Source organism: Pauljensenia sp. 20925_1_25 (assembly GCF_041433955.1).
Classification (GTDB): domain Bacteria; phylum Actinomycetota; class Actinomycetes; order Actinomycetales; family Actinomycetaceae; genus Pauljensenia.
The window spans coordinates 140,929-158,601 of record NZ_JAPWCL010000001.1 but is presented as its reverse complement, the minus strand read 5'-3'; the positions used below and the strand labels follow the sequence as shown (position 1 = coordinate 158,601).

The following is a 17,673-nucleotide window of genomic DNA, read 5'->3' as shown; positions in this document are numbered from 1 at the left end:
CCTCAGCGGTTCCTAAGAATCCCTGTCACGAAGCGAGCGCTGCGGTCCAGGGCGGCCACGGCCTCGGGAATGAAGGGGACGGACAGGACGTAGACGTGGAAGCCTCCCGGCTCCACGCGCAGGCGCACGTCCACGCCAGCGCGGGCAGCAGCGCGCGCAAACTCAATCGTGTCGGGCCCCAGAATGTCGGCATCGCCCTGGAAGATAAGCATTGGCGGCAACGCGGAAAGGTTGCCGTACAGTGGGCTGACACGCGGATCTGCGGGGTCCAGGTCCCCCGCCCACGCGCGTCCCGCCCACGCCAGCCCGGGAACGCGCAGGATCTTGTCGAGGCGCTGCACGTCCGTGATCGCCGGGTTCGTCATGGTGACGTCCACCCACGGCGCATACAGGACGAGGCCGTCCACCTGACGCGCTCCCGCGTCCCGTCGCTGCATCGCCAGAGAAATAGCCAGGCCGCCCCCGGCGGAGTCGCCGAAGAGAATGACTCGGCCGAACTCAGCCTGGGCCTCGTCAATGATGGGCTGGACGACGTCGAATGCGTCGGTCGCCGCGTGTTTGGGGGCGAGCGGGTAGTCAGGAATAATGACGGGCAGGCCCGTGCGGTCGATGAGTCCCTCAACGATACCCCACTGCCCCTCGACCAGCGGATACACGTAGGCACCGCCGTGCAAGAAGACGAGGACCCCACCCGAGCGCAGGCCTCGCTTGGGGAGTACACGGGTCACGCCGCCGTCGGTGGTCGCCGTGAAGCGGGCGCGCATGCGCGCTGGCATGGGGCTGGGCTGCGGGGCGTGCAGCGCCATCTCGCGCGCCAATTCCTCGCTGTGCAGCGCCGGCGGTGTCATTCCCATGCGAGTGTGGACAAGACGCATCTGGACGGACATTCCAACTCCTTTGTGTGGGCTGCGCCCGTGGCCGTCGCGACCATGTGCACCGAACAGCTACCAGGATACGCTGCGCGGAGTGCGACTTCGTGTGCCCGGAGTGAGGTTCCAACGGGTCCCAGCACTCAGGTGGCAGGGCGTGTGCACGTCCAGCGTGAGCCTCACGTGCGGGCTACCAGTGTGGGTCTCACGTGCGGGCTTTCTACGCGGATAGGAAACCAGCACGCGGATAGGTAACGAACACGCGGATAGGTAACGAACACGCGGATAGGTAACGAACACGCGGATAGGTAACGAACACGTGGATAGCTTATTAACCTATCCGCGAGCGCATAACCTATCCGCGAAGGCGCAACCTATCCGCGTCCACAACCCTCAGCGCCATCCACAGGGGGATATGACGTGTCGCTACTATCCACAGGTCCTCGCCGAGCGCTTTTCTGAGCGCCGTTTCCGGGAGGACACTGCAGCCATGACACAGATGCCAATCCTCATCACCCTGCCCCCAGAAACGACGTGCCATTGCCCCGATACAACGACAGTTCGCATCATGCGCGGGGTAGGCGCAGTGATCCCCCTCGATGCTGCGTCAGCCGGTCCCTGGGAGGTGTGGGATGCCGTGGCCCGCGCCCGTTTGCACGCCGTCAACGCCTCGCACGAACAAGCACCCGTCTTCGTGGGGACCAGCTGCCTACGTCTCATAGGCATCCACGGGTGGGCCCAGAATCCAACGATCACCATCTATCGCCCCCACCGACGGTGCACCTCGACGTTGCCGTCCTGTTGCGTCGGTTCAACAACTGTTCCAGAAACATCGGTGTCGTGTTCACCGTTCCCTCCCCTCTCCACAACACGCGCCACCGTGGACGGATTGGTCACGGAGCACCCTTACGATGCTCTCGTTCGTTGCGCGCTTCATGAGGACCCTCTGGAAGCATTCGTCCTGGGATGCATGGCACTGAACTCCTGGAGCCATTTCTCCATGTTTCATCAAGACGAGTGCCGACAACGCGCCGAGGAAATCCGGACCGACCTCCTCGCGCGACTCGACCGGGCCGGACGGGTACGCGGGTATCGTCGCGCTCGTTCAATACTGTCGGCGATCGATCCGGGTTGCGCCAATGTTGCAGAAGCCGCACTCTTATGGATCGTTCGTTCTATCTGTCCCTTCACAGTTCACACGCAAGTCCACATCGGTGTTCACGGGTATCACTACTATGTCGACCTCCTGATCGAGGATCTCCACATCATCATTGAGTTCGACGGAGTCACGAAACTTGGCGAGACGCGCGATGAATTCGAACAGGCAAAACGTAACTGGGTTATGCGCGACCAAAATCTCCGAGATGCAGGCTGGCAGGTGATCCGAGTCAGTTGGCCCGACTACAATGATTGGGAGGAACTGCGCGTCAGACTGAGCCGTATCCTGGGGCCTATGATCCCCGCTCCCGAGTTCCGTTTCCTGTGGAAGCTGCCCTCGAAACGGTGTGATGGCCCTCTTCGCCGCTTCTACACCAGGACTTCGCGGATAGGTAACGAACACGCGGATAGGTAACGAACACGCGGATAGCTTATTAACCTATCCACATGCGCATAACCTATCCGCGAAGGCGCAACCTATCCGCGAGCAGACTGTTCAATGACGATGTCCTCCGGCCTACCCGCACGCACGGGTGCGCCTTTTCGCCTTGCCAGCACCCTTAGCTGCCGACTGACGGACACCCGCACGCACGGGTGCGCCTCCGCAAGCGCTTGGAACGCACTCAGCACAGGGATGCACGGGGCACACGGGGCACACCGGGGCGCACGCAGGTAGACAAAACGCGCCCGGACCGCTGGGTCCGGGCGCGCAACGAAATCGGCTCAGGCGTTAGGACGCTTGCCGTGGTTCGCGCCGTTCTTACGACGATCGCGACGCTTACGACCCCGCTTCGACATGTCATTCTCCTTGGGTTTGTTGTCTAGACTGAAGCATTCTTGCACACATTGGCCTCAACCACCAAGGCACAACGCCACTGCGGCGACGAAGGTCACCGAAAAGCGGCGGCCCGCCCAGGCCTCGTCGAGGCGGGCGAGACCAGCGGTGACGCGCTCAGCGCCAGGTGACGGACACGCTTGAAATCGAGGCGACGATGCGGGCGCGCAGCGCGGGTGAGGCCTGCTCGGACTCGTAGCAGCCGCGCATGAGAGCACGCACGTGGCGTTCAGCGTCCAGCGCGTCCGTACAGTGCGGGCAGGTGGCGACGTGCTGGATCATGAGGGCGCGGGCACGCGCATCGGGTCCGGGCACGGAGCCGGCGTCGATGAGGTCACTGCGGCGGTCGCATTCCTCGCAGTCGATGAGTTCGTACAGGGCGTCGAGAACGTCCTGACAGGTGATGTGTGCGTTCACTTCGTTCCTCCGATCCCGTATTCCGCGGCGACGTCAGCCAGCGAGGAGCGCAGATTTTTGCGCGCCCGGTTCAGGCGGCTCATGACGGTCCCCATGGGAACTCCTAGTTCTTCGGCGATTTCCTTGTAGCTCATTCCTTCAACGTCAGCCATGAGGACAACCATCCGGTGTTCCTCCGAGAGCGAATCGAGGGCCTCGCGCAGCTGCGCGGAGGGCAGCGCCTCGAGGGCTTCGACTTCGGCGGACTTGAGGCCGGTCTCCGCGTGGGAGGCGGCGTCGGCCAGCTGCCAGTCCTCGACGGTGTCGGTGGAGGCGCGCTTGGGCGAACGCTGGGCCTTGCGGTAGCTGGTGATGTAGGTGTTCGTCAGGATCCGGTACAGCCAGGCTTTGATGTTGGTGCCGGGCTTGTACTGGTGGAATTTCTGGTAGGCCTTGAGGTAGGTCTCTTGGACCAGGTCCTCCGCGTCGGCTCGGTTGCGGGTCATGCCCAGGGCCGCGCCGAAGAGTTGATCCATGAGGGGCATCGCTTCGTCCATGAAGCGCGCCTGGAGTGCCTCGTTGTCCGGGGTGGACGAGGCCGTGGCCGGGTCGTGTGTCTGCGGCGTCGGTTGGGGGGTTGTTGTGTCCATCGCTTCCCAGGGTAGTCGTGCCCACGGTGGGCGCGACTGAATGGGAGGGACGGGCGATCATACTGAGGGCAACGCCTCACGTCCAACTTTATTCCACAACCCTCACGCCATGTGTGTTACACCACTTTCAACCTGCTGTTTGGAGGCGGCCGGGCCGTTCGGCTTCCCCCTGAGGCCAAGGTATCGAACAATAGGGGTATGAATCTGCTGCGCGTTGTTGCCCGTCCCTTGCTCGCTGCCCCGTTCATTGCCGATGGGGTCGATGCTTTGAGGCATCCCTATGAACACGTGGAGCACGCGGCGAGCGTGCGTCCCCTCATTAATAAGGCGACCGGCGCGGTCGGCTTGGAGCCGCTGACGGATGAGCAGCTGGCCCTCGCCACCCGCGTGACGGGCGCGGTCACGGTGCTCGCTGGCCTGCGTTTTGCGACCGGTCGTCACCCTCGTAGCGCGGCTCTGTGCCTGGCCGCAATTGGTGCACCGATGGCGCTCGTGCACATGCCGACCCCCGGTGCTATGCGCAAGCTGCCGAAGGATCACGCCAAGTACCTGCGCGCCCGCGCGTTGGGCAAGCTGGGCCTCGTGGGCGGCGTCCTCATCGCGTCGACGGACCGCGTCGGCCAGCCTTCGGCCCTCGTCGCTCGTGCGATGCGCCGAGATCAGCGCCGCGCGATCGCTGCGGCCGAGGCCGCGGTCGCGGAGCGCCTGAGCGGCACCGCTTCGTGAGCGCGCCCTGGCCCGCTCCCCTGGCTGCCTTCCCCGTGGACGCCACGGTTGAGGTGCCGGGTTCGAAGTCGATCACGGCGCGCGCCCTCTACCTGGCGGCCGTCGCCGATTCCCCTTCCCTGATCAGGGGTGCTCTGGATGCGCGCGACACGCGCCTGTTCGCGGCCGCTCTGGAGGTGATGGGCGCACGCGTCGAGGACGAGGGCGCGGGAGTTTTGCGCGTCACCCCTATGTCGCTGCCGCCCCGAAGCGGTCGCATCGAGTGCGGACTGGCCGGGACGGTCATGCGTTTCCTGCCTCCGCTGGCAGCTCTCTCTCCCGAGGAGACGCTCTTCGATGGGGACGAGCAGGCCTACGCGCGCCCGCTCGGCCCGCTCCTGGACGCGCTGGTACGTATGGGCGCAACCGTCACCTATCACGGGGAGCGCGGGCACCTGCCTTTCACGATCCGGGGCCCGATCCACACGCCGCTCGGCGCGCAGGCTTGGGTAGACTCCTCGTCTTCCTCGCAGTTCCTCTCCGCGTTGTTGCTTGTCTCGCCCCTCGTGGGCGATCCCCTCTTCGTGTCGGCTCCGGGCATCGTCCCGTCGATGCCGCATGTGGAGATGACGCTGGCGTCCCTCGCTGGCGCGGGCATTGACCTGGAGGTCGTGGATGAGGGCCGCGCGGACCTCGCGACGTGGCACATCTTCCCGTCGCGCCCGCGCGGCGGCGACATCACCGTCGAACCCGATCTGTCCAATGCCGGCCCCTTCCTGGCGGCCGCGATGGTGACGGGCGGGCGCGTGCGGATCCCGGCGTGGCCGGGGGCGACGACGCAGGCGGGAGACGCCTGGCGGGCGCTGCTGGGGCACATGGGCGCGACCATCACGCTGGACGAGGAGGGCCTGACCCTGACGGGTCCAGGTGCCGGCAACTATCCGGGCATCAACGCAACCATGGCCGAGGTCGGCGAGCTGACCCCCACCCTGGCCGCGATCTGCGCCTACGCCTCGAGCCCATCGCACCTGAGCGGCATCGCCCACCTGCGCGGACACGAGACCGACCGCCTGGCTGCCCTGGCCGCCGAGATCAACCGCGCGGGCGGGCAGGCCGAAGAGACCGAGGACAGCCTGATCATCACGCCGCGCCCGCTCCACGCCGCGCAGATTCGTTCCTACGCGGACCACCGTATGGCGACCTTCGGCGCGATCCTGGGCCTGGTCACACCCGGTATCACGGTCGACGACATCGCCTGCACATCTAAGACTCTGCCGACTTTCGAGGCCATGTGGGCCTCGCTCGTGAGCGCCGACGGTCAGGGGTCCGCCCAGGCCGCCACGGCCTCGTCGAAGGAGGAGGAGCAGTGATGGCGCGGCGCGACACCGGAACCGACGACCCGCGCGTGCGCGTGCGCGCCGGCAGGGGCTCGCGCCCGCGCACGAAGGACCGCCCCGATTGGTCCTCCAAGCCGCTGGGCCGCGTCATCGGCATTGACCGCGGCCGCTACCAGGTGAGCCTGGAGACGGACGGCACCCGCGTGGTGGCCGTGCGCGCCCGCGAGCTGGGACGCGGATCCGTCATCATGGGCGACCGCGTGCGCCTGACCGGCGACCTGTCGGGGCGCCCCGACACGCTCGCGCGCATCGTCGCCGTCGAGGAACGCTCCTCGGTGCTGCGCCGCTCCCTCGAGGACGCGCCGGATCAGCGCGGCGAGAAGGCAATCGTCGCGAACGCGGACACCATGTGCATCGTCGTGGCGCTGGCGGATCCGCCGCCGCGCACGGGTATGATCGACCGCTGCCTGGTCGCCGCCTACGAGGCGGGCCTGGCCCCCATCCTCGTGCTGACGAAGGCAGACCTGGCCAGCGCGGACGAGCTGATCGCCGCCTACCAGGACTTCGACGTGCGCGTCGTGCTCACAAGCGCCGAGGCCGGGGAGGCCGACCCGGGCGTCGCCGAGCTGCGGACCCTGCTGGCCGGCCACTGGTCGGTGCTGGTGGGGCATTCGGGGGTCGGTAAGTCCACGCTCATCAACCTGCTGGTGCCGGGCGCGGGCCGTGCGACAGGCCACGTGAACGAGGTGACGGGACGCGGGCGCCACACCTCTACGTCCTCGGAGGCCTTCGAGCTGGAGGCGGGCGGCTGGATCGTGGATACGCCCGGCGTGCGATCCTTCGGCCTGGGGCACGTGAGCGTCGCCGACGTTCTCGGGGTCTTCCCGGACGTCGCCGACGCAGCGTCCTGGTGCCTGCCGCTGTGCTCGCACGACGAGGAGGAACCCTCGTGCGCGCTGGGCGCTTACGCGCGCGCCACCGGTCCCTTCGCCATCGACGAGGCCGGAGACAGCGACGCTGATCAGGTGCGACATGGGCGCGCTTCCCGCGTGGCGTCGGTGCACAGGCTTCTCGAGGCCGTGGCAACGGCGGAGGCCGCCAGCAAGGCCGCGCGATAATGCCCGCTATCGCCTGCTCACGGACATAGCGCGGCGGCAGGACGCGCACGACAGAAGCACCATGTGACACATTAGCCACTCATTCTGGTTGACACGTCGCTCACAACACCAACAATGAGAATGTAGCGACGAGCGCTACACCCGTTTCACGAGGAAGTGATCGTCGTGTCAAACTCCCACCATCGCGCGACTACTCCGGCTCCGTCAGCACCGAGCCACGGCGAGATGATGCTGCGCTACATCTTCCTCGTCGTCCTGATCCTCCTGGCAATCGTCTCGATTGGAAGTGCCTTCATCTGGGATGACGCGGGGACGACCGACTACATCATCGCTATTTCAGCCGCCCTGTTGGCCAACCAGATGCCCGGATCGACGCGAACGCTGGCACCAACCAGCATGCGGCCTTCGCCGCGCACCTATGAGCACATCGGACTCGCGTGTGCGTCGGTATCCATCCTCGCCACCCTCATCGGGTCGGTGACCGCCACGGATACCACGGCCTCGTCCATCACGATCCCATGGATCATCGCCACGCTCGCGCTGCTGGCGACGATCTGCATCTCCGTCGCAATCATGGTCGTGAAGGACCGACAGCACCGAGACACGTCTCCTCCCCCCGGCGAGCTAGCGCCGAGGGAGAGCGGTCGCATCAGCGCTGGAAGCGGCTCACGAAGTTACGCAGAATGATGCGCGAGGGGTCCGTGTCCACGGTCGCGACCTGGGCGCGGATGGCCTCGGCCTTCTCAGCCGGGTAGTAGCGCCCCGCGTACTGGTCGATGCGGATGTTCACGCCGTCCAAGTCCATCTCGGGGTGGAACTGAGTCGCCCACGCGGCCTCGCCGACGCGCACCATCTGGATCGGGGTATCATCCCCGGCCAGGAGGACCTGCATGCCGGGGGCCAGCTCGCGCACGGCCTCGTGGTGGCCGACGTAGGAGTAGAAGCGGTCGGGCGTACCCTCAAGGAGCGGGTCCTCACGGCCCGCGTCGGTCTTCGTCAGCGCGATACCGCTGATTTCCTCGCCGTGGTGGGTGTCGATGACGCCGCCCAGGTGCAGGGTGAGGGTACCCAGCCCGTAGCACAGGCCCAAGATCGGAAAGGATTCGCCCAGCGCCCGGTCGTAGAAGGAACGCAGCCAGGCCTCGGCGCGCACCTGGCGCTCTTCCTTCACGTGGTCGTCCGCGTTCGCGTCCCACGGGGACCCGCACACGAACGCACCCGAGTAATTAGACAGGTCGAGGTCGGGCAGCTCTCTCTCGATGCGCACCTGGTGGACCTGGTCGGAGGTCAGTCCCGAGAAACGCGGCAGGTCGGCGCTTTCCGAGGCCAGCACGGGGCCGTCGTCGCGCGAGGTCAGCATGAGGAAGGGCTTTGTCATGTCCACCATGCTATCGGCTGGGAGCAAAGGCGCAGCTCATGTCCACTCTCCAAGCGTGTGTGACGGACGCAGATGTGGGCGCCCTCTGCCACACTGGTGACATGTTGATTCTGCACACCTCCGACTGGCACCTGGGACGCACCTTGCACGGCGTGTCTCTGGGCGAGAGCGCGGACGCGTTTATCGACTGGCTGGTCGCCCTCGTACGTGATCGCGGCGTGGATGCCGTCCTCATCTCGGGCGACGTGTTCGACCGCGCAGTTCCACCCGTGGATGCGCTCGCGCGGATGCGCCGCGCCCTGCGCGAGCTGACCACGCTCACGACGGTCATCCTGACGTCGGGTAACCACGACGGGGCCGCGCGCCTGGGGCTTTTCGCCGACATGCTCACCCCCTCGTTGCACGTGGTGACGGATCCGGAGGCGATCGGCAGGCCGGTCGAGGCCGGGGGCGCGCTCGTGTACCCGATGCCCTACCTGGAACCCGACCTCGTGCGTCAGTCACTGTCGGACCTGGAGCCTGAGGGAGAATCCGGCCTGCCCGCTCCCCTTCCCCGCTCCCACCAGGCGGTCCTGGCGGCGGCCCTGCGCCGGGTGCGCGCGGACCTCGCGGCTCGGCGACACGCGGGCGACGAGCGCCCGGCCATCGCGATGCCGCACGCCTTCATGACGGGCGCCCAGCCCTCGGACTCCGAGCGCGACATCCAGGTGGGCGGTGTGCCCTCCGTGTCGGCTGATCTGTTCGACACGCTCGGGGGCGAGACACCCCTGCCCCACGGACTCGACTACGTGGCGGCCGGGCACCTGCACCGCCCGCAGAACATCTCGGGGTCCGCGGTCCCGATCCGCTACGCGGGCTCGCCCATCGCGTATTCCTTCTCCGAGGCCGGGGCCACCAAGTCCGTCACCCTCGTGACCACGGACGCCACCTCGATCACCGATATCGAGGTGGTGCCCATCCCGACGCTGCGCGCCATTGCAGTACTTGAGGGGACCATGGAGGAACTACTCACCGATCCCGATCAGGCCGCCACGGCCTCGTACGTGTCGATCACGGTCACGGACAGTGCCCGCCCCGAGCGCATGGTGGCGCGCATCCGCGACATCTACCCGCACGCCCTCGTCGTCGTGCACCGCCCCTCCCAGGCCCCCTCGCTCACGCCCGCGATGACCGTGCGCGCCTCGCGAGATCCGCGCGAGGTCACGGAGGAGTTTTACGAGGCTGTGGGCGGTCGGGCGCTCAGCCCACAGGAGCGCGCGCTCGCCCTGGACGTGTGGGCGCAGCTTCGAGGAAAGGACATGCAGTGAAAATCCGCTGGCTACGCATGACGGGAATCGGCCCCTTCGCGGGAGCACACACGGTCGACTTCTCCGCCTTCGACGAATCGGGGCTCTTCCTGCTTGAGGGTCCCACGGGCGCGGGTAAGTCCACGCTCATCGACGCCATCACCTTCGCCCTGTACGGGGACGTGGCGCGCACGAAGGACGCGTCGAAGGACCGCCTGCGCTCCAACCACATCTCGGATTCAGATCCGTCGGAGGCGGACCTGGTCTTTGAGGTGGCGACGGGCATCTACCGGGTGACGCGCACCCCGGCGTACACACCGGCGGGCAAGAAGTCGCAGCGCAATTCGAAGTCGACGCTCACGCGGGTCGTGGAGGATCCGGACGCGCCGGACGGATGGCGCACGGTCGAAGCAATCGCGTCGGGTCCGCGCGACGTGGGCTCCGAGATTCCGGCAATCGTGGGCCTGGATAAGGACCAGTTCCTCCAGACGATCGTGCTGCCGCAGGGCAAGTTCTCCCAGTTCCTCACCGCCACCTCGAATGATCGCGAGCAGATCCTGCGCGACATTTTCGACACGCAGATCTACTCCGACTTCACGAAGGCTCTCGTCGATGCGGCAGCCTCGTCGAAGCGCAGCATCGAGGAGCGGCGCGTGGCCGCCATCGGAGCATGTGAGCGCATGCGGTCCCTCGACAGTGCCCTGAGCGAGGACGCGCACACGGACGGGTCGGCTCCCGACGAGCGGGCGACCGGTGACCAGGATGCCGACCAGCTGGACGCGGGCGCGGAGGATTCGAGCGCGGTGCGGCGTTGGGCCGAGCAGGCCTGCGCTCGCGCGCGCGAGGCACACGAGCAGACCCTGCACGTCGCTCAGGTGTCCAGTGCGGCCGCTCGCGAGGCCTCCCACGCCCTGTCCGAGGGGCGTGCTCTGGCGCAGGGGCAGGCCGAGCACGCTCGCCTGAGTGAGCGTCTGGAGGCTCTCGTGGCGGCTGAGCAGAGTGTGCTCGCCGATGCTCAGCGCGCGGCCGACGCCCGCCGAGCGCTGGCCGTCGCTCCCTATGCCTCCGCCCAGGAGAAGGCGCTCACGCGCCTGGAGAGGGCCTGCGACCAGGTCTTGGCGCTCTCCTCCGGTCTCGGCGAGGCAGCCTCCGTCATCCCAGAGTCTCTCACGCCCGAGGCCGTGGCTGATCTCGGTGAGCGGGCGCAGAGTCTGCGCGACGAGGCGACGCGCACGCGCGGCTCTCTCGAGGAGGCCCTGGCCGTCGAGCGTTCGCTGCCCGAGGCGCGCGCGCAGATCGAGTCGCTACGCTCCCAGCATGAGCTGGCATCGGCGCGCGTCTCCTCGATCGAAGCCGAGCGCGAGGCACTGCCCCTGCGCATCGAGCAAGCAACCGAGGCCCTGCGCCTCATGCGGGCAGACGCCGACACGCTGCCTGAGGCCGCGTCCGCGCTGCGCGCCATCAACGAGCGCGTGGATGCCTCCATTGAGGCAGATCTGCTGCGCTCGGCCCTTCTCGGCGCATCGGACAAGCTTCGCGAGGCCACCGTCGCTGCGAAGCTCGCGAACGCCGCAGCAGCGGACGGCCATGACCTGTGGATTGCGCAGAGCGCATCGGCCCTCGCGCGCGAGCTCGAGGAGGACACGCCGTGTCCCGTGTGTGGATCCACCGTTCACCCCGCTCCCGCACCGGCTTCGGACGGGGAGATTACGCGCGAGCAGGTCGCCGAACTCGACCAGGTGCGTGACCGCGCGGAGAGCGCACTGCGAGACGCGCGGGCGCGCCACCAGGACCTCGTGCGGCGTATCGCCCAGCTCAACGAGGTGGCTGGTGCCCCCACGCCGACGCTCGAGACTGAGCGGGATCGGGCCGTCGAACTCGTTGCGAAGCTCGAGGCTCTCGGCCCGCAGATCACTGAGATCGAGGCGGCCCTCGCGCAGGAGCGCACCCGCCTCGACGGTCTGACGGATGCCCTCGCGGCCGCCCGCGAAAAGGCCGCGTCGCTGGCCTCGACGCTCAAGGAACGCAGGGCCGCGCTGGCGCAGGCGGTCGAGCGCGTGGAAGCGGAACGTTCCACTTTCGAGTCTCTGGACGCGCGCGCCGCGCAGCTGAAGCAGGACGCGTCGCGCGCGTCCCAGGTCGTGCGTGCGTGCGCCGACTGGGAGCAGGCCAGCGAGTCTGATCGCGAGGCGCGCGCGGCCCTCACCCAGGCCCTAGAAGCCCAGGGGCTAGAGGCCGACTCCTGGCGTTCCTTCCTGCTGGAAGAACGCGACGTCGCGGCGCTTGAAGCGCGCGTCAGCGCCCACGAACGCGAGATCTTCGCGGTACGCGAGGCCCTTGCGTCGGAGCGCTTGACCCGCGCGGCATCGGCCCCAGCGCCGGACCTCGAGGCTCTCACCGCTGCCTCCCGCAAGGCCGACGAGGACGCCGCTTCCGCCGCCCGGGCCTCGGGCAAGCTCGAGCAGCACTGCGCGCAGATCGAGGCCTCTCGCGTCTCCCTGGAGCAGGCGTTGGACGCGCTCGCGCAGGCCCGAGAGCAGGCGGGTCCCATCCGTCGCCTCGCGGACATCGCGGCAGCATCCGGCCCGGACAACCTCGCGGCCACGCCGCTGTCAGCATGGGTGCTCATTTCTCGGCTCGAGGACGTGCTCGCATCCGCGAATCCTCGCCTGGAGCGAATCTCGTCGGGACGCTACCAGCTCGTGGCCGTGCCCGACGACGGTACTTCCTCACGCAAGTCGGGTCTCGGCCTGGCTATCGTCGACCACGACACGGAGGCCACGCGCAGCCCTCGCACGCTGTCGGGCGGGGAAACCTTCTACACGTCCCTGGCGCTCGCGCTCGGCCTGGCGGATGTCGTGACAGCCGAGGCCGGAGGGGTTGAGCTGCGCACAATGTTTATCGACGAGGGCTTCGGGTCGCTGGACTCACACACCCTCGCGCTCGTCATGGAGCAGCTGCAGGCGCTGCGCAGCGCGGGCCGCACGGTCGGCGTCATCTCGCACGTTGAAGAGATGGCCACGCAGATCGCGGACCAAATCCAGGTGCGCCCCCTCGAGGAGGGCGGCTCGACGCTGCGGGTGCGCGCGTAGGGATCGGACGTCTGCGGGCATCGATCCGCGAGGCGACGGCTTCGCGCGGTCGACGCCGACGTAGCGCGCCGCGCGGGAGCACCCCGTGCGGCGGTCGTCAGCCCTTGTGCAGCGCCAGGACGTCCGGGCGCTCGGAGCGGTCGAACCACGCCAGGGAGAACTCCCACAGGGCGGCCACGGCCTCGTCGGCACCCTCCTGTGTGTCGGCCTCCAGGACGGCGCTGACCGCCGAGGCTGCGTCGGGCAAGTCCACGAGGATCGCGGCTACGTCCGACCACGTGTACTCGAAGGAGGGCGCGGTGAAAATGTGGGGTTCGACCTCGTCGCCGGGGGTCAGCGTCGTCGACGTAGGCGTGTCCACCGCCAGGACGACGCGGGCAGGCAGCGCCCCGTCGGTCTCTCGGGCCAGCTCCAGGGAGGACAGAGCGGCCTCGGTGATGGCGTCGTCCTCGAGGACCTCAACGTCCTCGCCGCTCATCGCGGCGTCGGGCACGGCAACCACGCCGACGCGTACGGGCGGCAGGAGGACGGACAGCTCGGACAGGACGGCGGGAACGTAGACGCGCATGGTCACAGTGTAGGCACCCACTGGGCCACAATCGCTTCCAACGCGTCGGCGGCGACGCAACGAGTTCCGTTTTCTCCCAGCGCTTTGGCGCGCAGGGAGGCTCGCGCCACTCCGGGGTCCTCGTTGACGGTGTGGAAGATGCGCCCCGGCATGAACGCTCCGATGGCGGCCTGCAGCGCGGCCACAGGGCGCGGTCCAATCGCATCCGCGTTGACGCGGTTCACGATGACGTCGACGGGGATGTCGCGTCCCTGTTCGTCCCACCAGCGCGCCAGGAAGGACAGGCGGTTGATGCCGACGATGTCGGCGCGCGCAGCGATCACCAGGCGGTCCACGCGTTCCAGGACGCTGAGGGCGACGTCGTCGCGATTCGCACCGCGCGTTGCTTTTTCCAGGGAGGTCGCCGCGACGTCCACGACCGTGTAGCGGGAGCATAGCCGGGCCGCACCGAGGATCGCTTCGATGCTCGTCCGGCTGACCTCGCGCCAGCGATGCGGGGTGACCAGGCCGGTCACGATCCGAAGATTGTCGGAGCGGCGCACAGACGCGCCCACGACGTCCTCGGGGGTCAGTGGCCCACGTGAGGCGGTGCGCGCCAGGACGGAGAGCCCCGAGGCGTGGACCGGCAGGCCAAGCAGGTGGGCAATCGTCGGATTCGTGGTGTCAGCGTCAATGAGGAGGGTGGGCGCGTGCGTGGCGAAGGCGGTCGCAATACCCGCCGCCAGGGTCGTGCGCCCCGGTGCCCCGGAGGTCCCCCACACCGCCAGGACGGAGCCGGGTCGCGTGGGTTCGGGCGGGGGCGGTGGGGCCGAGGCCATGGTGGGGTTCGGCCGACGCGCGCGGGTCGCTGCGATGAGGGAGTTGACGACCTGGTCGGGGCTGCCGGGGGCTGCTACCGAGGCAACACCGAGGGTCCGGAGCCGCGAGCGTTCCTCGTGCGGTGCGAGGGCGACGACCGACATTCCGACTGAGCGCAGGGAGGCGAGGGCATCGGACGTCAGGTCGGGGTCGGCACCGTCGATGACCGCGAGATCCGCGATGCCGGCGCGCGCGGCGGCGATCACCTCGGCCAGGTCGGCGCAGCGCCGGACGATAGCCAGGCAGTCAGAGCGTGACTGGATCGCCTGGATTATGGGTGCTTCCCAGCGCTGATCGGCCAGGATGACGACTCCGTGGACGGCGCTCACGAGGCCCCCACCGGGACGGCGGCCAGCTGTTCATTCGAGGTCTGCGCGGCCAGGAGTTCGGGCAGGGATTGGGCGTTGGCCATGATTTCGATGCGCGTGCCCCGATGAGTCCCGGAGGTCGAGGAGTCGACCGAGCGTACGAAGGTGAACGTCCCCTCGATTTCGCGGGCCTTCGCCTCACCACCCGCGGGCGAGCGGGACGAGACGCTCCACAGTCGGATGGCAGTCCCATCGGCCACTCCGTCGGGAAGTCCTGCGTTCACGGTGAGGGCGACGCGGACCATGCCGTCCGGGTCCTGGGGGCCAGCCGTACCGTCCGGCACAAGGTCGGCGCGCATGACAAGCTGACCCGGGGTGAGCATGCGCGTGGCACGGCTGCCCAGGGGCGTATCCGCCGTCGGCGCGTAGACGGCGGTGTCGACATGGACGGAGACTTCACGAACGTTGTCAGCCGTGAGTGCTTCGCCGGGGGCGATGCTGGTCGTCACCGTGTAGACGCGGGTTCCTCCCCGGAGGAATCCGCCAAGGACACTGAAGGCGATCACAGACGCGATGATGAGGACCACGCCGATTATGAATCGACGGTCCATCTTTCCGGGGGCGCGCGCAGGAATCGACGCTGAAGCTGAGACGCGTTTCACCCCTCCATAATGCATCGTTCTGACAAAAAGCGGTAGGTTGTTCAATATCTATTGAGATCAACCAGTCCTATCGACCAATCGAGAGACGAAAAAATTGCTGACTCAAACGATTTAAACGAAACGAACTCAACTGATACCATGTTGCCATGGCAACACGATTTCTCACTCTCGCTGACGTCGCCGAGACCCTGAATCTCACTATGTCAGCAACCCGCGCCCTCGTTTCCTCCGGCGAACTGCCCGCCATTCAGGTGGGAGGCAAGCACGTCTGGCGGATCGAAGAATCCGTCTTGGAGCAGTTTATCCAGGACCAGTACACTGCGACACGCGAACGCCAGAAGGCGGAACGCGCTCAGTAGTCGGGTGACCAACGCTGACCAAGCACGCGGAGTCGACGAAGCCCCGCCAACGCCAGCGACACGGTCTGCCCGCACGCATCATCACGACCGTCATAGCCGATGGTCGCACCACTGAGGGCGACGTCGACGTGGTCCGCATAGACCGCGTCGATGATCCCCCGATGGTCTCCACAGTCCGAGTCAATGGCAACATCGACGCCGCGGGCACTCAGCTCACGCAGGACATGCCCGACACCAACGCCGCCACGGATTGACGATTCGCGCGCGGCGCTGCGCCCCAGCGGCCACGCACCGACGATAGCTGAAAGCATGACCAGGGCATCACCGGTCACGCCACGGAGCAGCACCCACGAGCGCGTCGAGTCGAGCACCTCGCCCACGACCACGCTCCCTCCGCGCAGGCAGAGGTTGACGAGGCCATCAGCCCCCGCCAGCCGCGCAGACAGCGTGACAGAGGCACGTTCGGCATCGGTTAACTCATCGATCAGCTCTTCCAGCTCGCGACTGCGCACCTCATCGAAGCGCGCCTCGAGTTCATACATGAACGCGTGCATATCCATGCCCCAACCATGCCACATTCTCGTGCGTTACACATCACATTCTGACGATATTGATTGATATCGATTGACATCTATTTGTACGAAGTGCACAGTAATCACTATCGAATCCGTCCACTCGATGAAGAGTTCCTCATGACTTATGATTCAGACTCCCCGACGGGACAGGCGTACCTGACCGATGCCGTCCTGTGGCTCTTGGGAACACCCCTGGCAATCCTCGACGTGCTCTACCTCGCCTATGGCGCACCGCCCATCACGCCGAACGCACCTGAGACACTTGTCGTCTGGGCTCTCGGTCTCATCGCCCTGGCTCTCCTCGCATGGAATTTCCTCTCCTCCGCCTGCGCGCACCTGGCGACGCTGCGCCATGTCCCCGATCCCCTGCGCCGGGCCGCGCACCTACTCGTCTCTCGTTTCGGCACCCGTCTCTCTCGATCCCTGCTCGCGCGGGCGGGAGCCGGCGCCCTCATTGGATCCGCCCTCGTCACATCCGTTCCGCTGGGAGGCGCACTGGCCGCACCGCAGGACACGGGGCCAAAGGGTGTATCCCTGACATGGGCAGACTCCCCCGAAACCGCTGCCCACACATCCCCCGAGGCCTCCCCAACCACGAGCGCCGACGCGGAAAGCAGCACCGCTCAGGACACGGACACACCAGGAGCCTCACTCACCTGGGCGGATACTCCCACCTCGACGCTCACGACGTCGCCAGGAAGCACGGAGGCAACCCCCGCCTCGGCCCCAGGACTCACGGGGACGCGCGACCCAGGCGACGCTCCATCGCCTCCCGAGGTACCCGACCCAGCACTCGCATCCCGGGCCACCACCGACATGCCCGAGACGGTGATGGTCGCCCCCGGCGACTCGCTCTGGTCCATCGCCGCCTCCTTGCAACCAGGCTCCGACGACGCACACATCACCCACATGTGGCGGGCCATCCACGCAGCCAACGCGCACGCCATCCCCAACCCCTCACTCATCTACCCCGGACAAATCCTCACCATTCCCCAGGACCAGCCATGAGCACACACATTGCACCCAGGCCTCGTTCACTCCCCCAGCCCGCCTCCCGCGCCCGCTCGGGACCCACCCCCTCTCGGCCCACCTCCTCCTCGCCTTTTCGATGGAACTCACAACGCTCACTGCCGCAGACATACCGGCCCCGCGTCGCCAGCCTGCCCGACGCCGCCCCCACCCAGGCGGAGCTTCCCGATCCCAGTGCCTGGGCAGCCACGCTCGCACGCGCCATCGTTGAGGTCGTCACGGGTGCCCGCCAGGCACCCCAGCTGCGTCGGTGGCTCCTGCCCGACCTCTACACGGCCCTCGCCGATATCCACCTCTCCCCCTGCGCCCGGGGCGCGAGCGCGATCCACGTGCGCGTATGCTCCATCGACGCCCAGCACACCGAGGCCGCCGTCATCGTCGCCACCGCCGCGCGCATCTACGCCCTGGCCCTGCGCCTCGAGGAATACCGTGGGCGCTGGATGGCCACCGCCCTCGAACTCGCCTGAGCAACGCCGCGCAGACGATAAAC

Annotated in this window: 19 protein-coding genes; 10 read left to right on the top strand and 9 right to left on the bottom strand. The window is 67.4% G+C overall.

Annotated features, from left to right (window positions below; genetic code table 11):
- Window positions 1-2: 2 nt before the first annotated feature.
- Complete coding sequence (locus O3932_RS00795; protein ID WP_371535514.1) at window positions 3-887, bottom strand: alpha/beta hydrolase fold domain-containing protein; 885 nt, start codon at window positions 885-887, stop codon at window positions 3-5.
- A 952-nt stretch (window positions 888-1,839) separates the two neighbouring features.
- Between O3932_RS00795 and O3932_RS00790 the strand changes: the two genes are divergently transcribed.
- Entirely contained in the window at window positions 1,840-2,442 is a 603-nt protein-coding gene (locus O3932_RS00790) for a hypothetical protein (protein WP_371535512.1), read from the top strand.
- A 308-nt stretch (window positions 2,443-2,750) separates the two neighbouring features.
- On the opposite strand, the gene O3932_RS00785 is transcribed toward O3932_RS00790, so the two are convergent.
- From O3932_RS00785 to O3932_RS00775, 3 genes are all read right to left on the bottom strand, one after another.
- Window positions 2,751-2,825: a 50S ribosomal protein bL37 gene (locus O3932_RS00785; protein ID WP_370465157.1), complete on the bottom strand. Its 75-nt coding sequence runs from the start codon at window positions 2,823-2,825 to the stop codon at window positions 2,751-2,753.
- 154 nt (window positions 2,826-2,979) lie between these two features.
- Complete coding sequence (locus O3932_RS00780; protein WP_371535510.1) at window positions 2,980-3,279, bottom strand: anti-sigma factor; 300 nt, start codon at window positions 3,277-3,279, stop codon at window positions 2,980-2,982.
- Window positions 3,276-3,908, bottom strand: coding sequence for a sigma-70 family RNA polymerase sigma factor (locus O3932_RS00775; RefSeq protein WP_315295685.1), 633 nt, complete (start codon window positions 3,906-3,908; stop codon window positions 3,276-3,278). The genes O3932_RS00780 and O3932_RS00775 overlap by 4 nt, the downstream gene beginning before the upstream one ends.
- Before the next feature lie 198 nt (window positions 3,909-4,106).
- Between O3932_RS00775 and O3932_RS00770 the strand changes: the two genes are divergently transcribed.
- From O3932_RS00770 to O3932_RS00755, 4 genes are all read left to right on the top strand, one after another.
- Entirely contained in the window at window positions 4,107-4,634 is a 528-nt protein-coding gene (locus O3932_RS00770) for a DoxX family membrane protein (RefSeq protein ID WP_296504943.1), read from the top strand.
- Window positions 4,631-5,983 carry a 3-phosphoshikimate 1-carboxyvinyltransferase gene (aroA, locus tag O3932_RS00765; RefSeq protein ID WP_371535507.1) on the top strand — a complete coding sequence of 451 codons (1,353 nt, stop codon included), beginning with the start codon at window positions 4,631-4,633 and terminating at the stop codon, window positions 5,981-5,983. Before O3932_RS00770 ends, aroA begins: the two co-directional genes overlap by 4 nt.
- Window positions 5,983-7,068: a ribosome small subunit-dependent GTPase A gene (rsgA, locus tag O3932_RS00760; protein WP_371535504.1), complete on the top strand. Its 1,086-nt coding sequence runs from the start codon at window positions 5,983-5,985 to the stop codon at window positions 7,066-7,068. Before aroA ends, rsgA begins: the two co-directional genes overlap by 1 nt.
- 165 nt (window positions 7,069-7,233) lie before the next feature.
- Window positions 7,234-7,755, top strand: coding sequence for a hypothetical protein (locus tag O3932_RS00755; RefSeq protein ID WP_371535501.1), 522 nt, complete (start codon window positions 7,234-7,236; stop codon window positions 7,753-7,755).
- Here the strand turns inward: O3932_RS00755 and O3932_RS00750 are convergent.
- Entirely contained in the window at window positions 7,718-8,446 is a 729-nt protein-coding gene (locus tag O3932_RS00750) for a gamma-glutamyl-gamma-aminobutyrate hydrolase family protein (protein WP_034504244.1), read from the bottom strand. The two genes, O3932_RS00755 and O3932_RS00750, sit on opposite strands and share 38 nt — an antisense overlap.
- Before the next feature lie 101 nt (window positions 8,447-8,547).
- Here O3932_RS00750 and O3932_RS00745 point away from each other — a divergent pair, with 101 nt between their 5' ends.
- Together O3932_RS00745 and O3932_RS00740 are read left to right on the top strand one after the other, a co-directional pair.
- Entirely contained in the window at window positions 8,548-9,753 is a 1,206-nt protein-coding gene (locus O3932_RS00745) for an exonuclease SbcCD subunit D (protein ID WP_371535498.1), read from the top strand.
- Window positions 9,750-12,824: an AAA family ATPase gene (locus O3932_RS00740; RefSeq protein ID WP_371535496.1), complete on the top strand. Its 3,075-nt coding sequence runs from the start codon at window positions 9,750-9,752 to the stop codon at window positions 12,822-12,824. The genes O3932_RS00745 and O3932_RS00740 overlap by 4 nt, the downstream gene beginning before the upstream one ends.
- A gap of 97 nt (window positions 12,825-12,921) precedes the next feature.
- Here the strand turns inward: O3932_RS00740 and O3932_RS00735 are convergent, their stop codons facing one another.
- From O3932_RS00735 to O3932_RS00725, 3 genes are read right to left on the bottom strand one after another with little or no spacing between them, the layout of a single operon-like run.
- Window positions 12,922-13,392, bottom strand: coding sequence for a hypothetical protein (locus O3932_RS00735; protein WP_034504666.1), 471 nt, complete (start codon window positions 13,390-13,392; stop codon window positions 12,922-12,924).
- Window positions 13,393-13,394: 2 nt separating this feature from the next.
- Entirely contained in the window at window positions 13,395-14,579 is a 1,185-nt protein-coding gene (locus tag O3932_RS00730; RefSeq protein WP_371535494.1) for a CpaE family protein, read from the bottom strand.
- A complete protein-coding gene (locus O3932_RS00725; protein ID WP_371535668.1) occupies window positions 14,576-15,169 on the bottom strand; it encodes an SAF domain-containing protein in 594 nt (197 codons plus the stop codon). The genes O3932_RS00730 and O3932_RS00725 overlap by 4 nt, the downstream gene beginning before the upstream one ends.
- A 197-nt stretch (window positions 15,170-15,366) precedes the next feature.
- On the opposite strand from O3932_RS00725, the gene O3932_RS00720 reads away from it, so the two are divergent.
- Window positions 15,367-15,579: a helix-turn-helix domain-containing protein gene (locus O3932_RS00720; protein WP_009647892.1), complete on the top strand. Its 213-nt coding sequence runs from the start codon at window positions 15,367-15,369 to the stop codon at window positions 15,577-15,579.
- On the opposite strand, the gene O3932_RS00715 is transcribed toward O3932_RS00720, so the two are convergent.
- Window positions 15,573-16,139, bottom strand: coding sequence for a hypothetical protein (locus O3932_RS00715; protein ID WP_371535491.1), 567 nt, complete (start codon window positions 16,137-16,139; stop codon window positions 15,573-15,575). The genes O3932_RS00720 and O3932_RS00715 overlap by 7 nt on opposite strands.
- Before the next feature lie 132 nt (window positions 16,140-16,271).
- Between O3932_RS00715 and O3932_RS00710 the strand changes: the two genes are divergently transcribed.
- Entirely contained in the window at window positions 16,272-17,162 is an 891-nt protein-coding gene (locus tag O3932_RS00710; protein WP_371535489.1) for a LysM peptidoglycan-binding domain-containing protein, read from the top strand.
- Window positions 17,159-17,650 carry an Rv3235 family protein gene (locus O3932_RS00705; RefSeq protein WP_371535487.1) on the top strand — a complete coding sequence of 164 codons (492 nt, stop codon included), beginning with the start codon at window positions 17,159-17,161 and terminating at the stop codon, window positions 17,648-17,650. The genes O3932_RS00710 and O3932_RS00705 overlap by 4 nt, the downstream gene beginning before the upstream one ends.
- Window positions 17,651-17,673 lie beyond the last annotated feature (23 nt).

Coding starts and splice junctions, on each gene's coding strand:
- O3932_RS00745 (WP_371535498.1), top strand. CDS start 8,548: ATGTTGATTCTGCACACCTCCGACTGGCACCTGGGACGCACCTTGCAC.
- O3932_RS00795 (WP_371535514.1), bottom strand. CDS start 887: ATGTCCGTCCAGATGCGTCTTGTCCACACTCGCATGGGAATGACACCG.
- O3932_RS00710 (WP_371535489.1), top strand. CDS start 16,272: ATGACTTATGATTCAGACTCCCCGACGGGACAGGCGTACCTGACCGAT.
- O3932_RS00775 (WP_315295685.1), bottom strand. CDS start 3,908: ATGGACACAACAACCCCCCAACCGACGCCGCAGACACACGACCCGGCC.
- rsgA (WP_371535504.1), top strand. CDS start 5,983: ATGGCGCGGCGCGACACCGGAACCGACGACCCGCGCGTGCGCGTGCGC.
- O3932_RS00725 (WP_371535668.1), bottom strand. CDS start 15,169: ATGGACCGTCGATTCATAATCGGCGTGGTCCTCATCATCGCGTCTGTG.
- O3932_RS00720 (WP_009647892.1), top strand. CDS start 15,367: ATGGCAACACGATTTCTCACTCTCGCTGACGTCGCCGAGACCCTGAAT.
- O3932_RS00750 (WP_034504244.1), bottom strand. CDS start 8,446: ATGACAAAGCCCTTCCTCATGCTGACCTCGCGCGACGACGGCCCCGTG.
- O3932_RS00735 (WP_034504666.1), bottom strand. CDS start 13,392: ATGCGCGTCTACGTTCCCGCCGTCCTGTCCGAGCTGTCCGTCCTCCTG.
- O3932_RS00790 (WP_371535512.1), top strand. CDS start 1,840: ATGGCACTGAACTCCTGGAGCCATTTCTCCATGTTTCATCAAGACGAG.
- O3932_RS00770 (WP_296504943.1), top strand. CDS start 4,107: ATGAATCTGCTGCGCGTTGTTGCCCGTCCCTTGCTCGCTGCCCCGTTC.
- O3932_RS00705 (WP_371535487.1), top strand. CDS start 17,159: ATGAGCACACACATTGCACCCAGGCCTCGTTCACTCCCCCAGCCCGCC.
- O3932_RS00715 (WP_371535491.1), bottom strand. CDS start 16,139: ATGGATATGCACGCGTTCATGTATGAACTCGAGGCGCGCTTCGATGAG.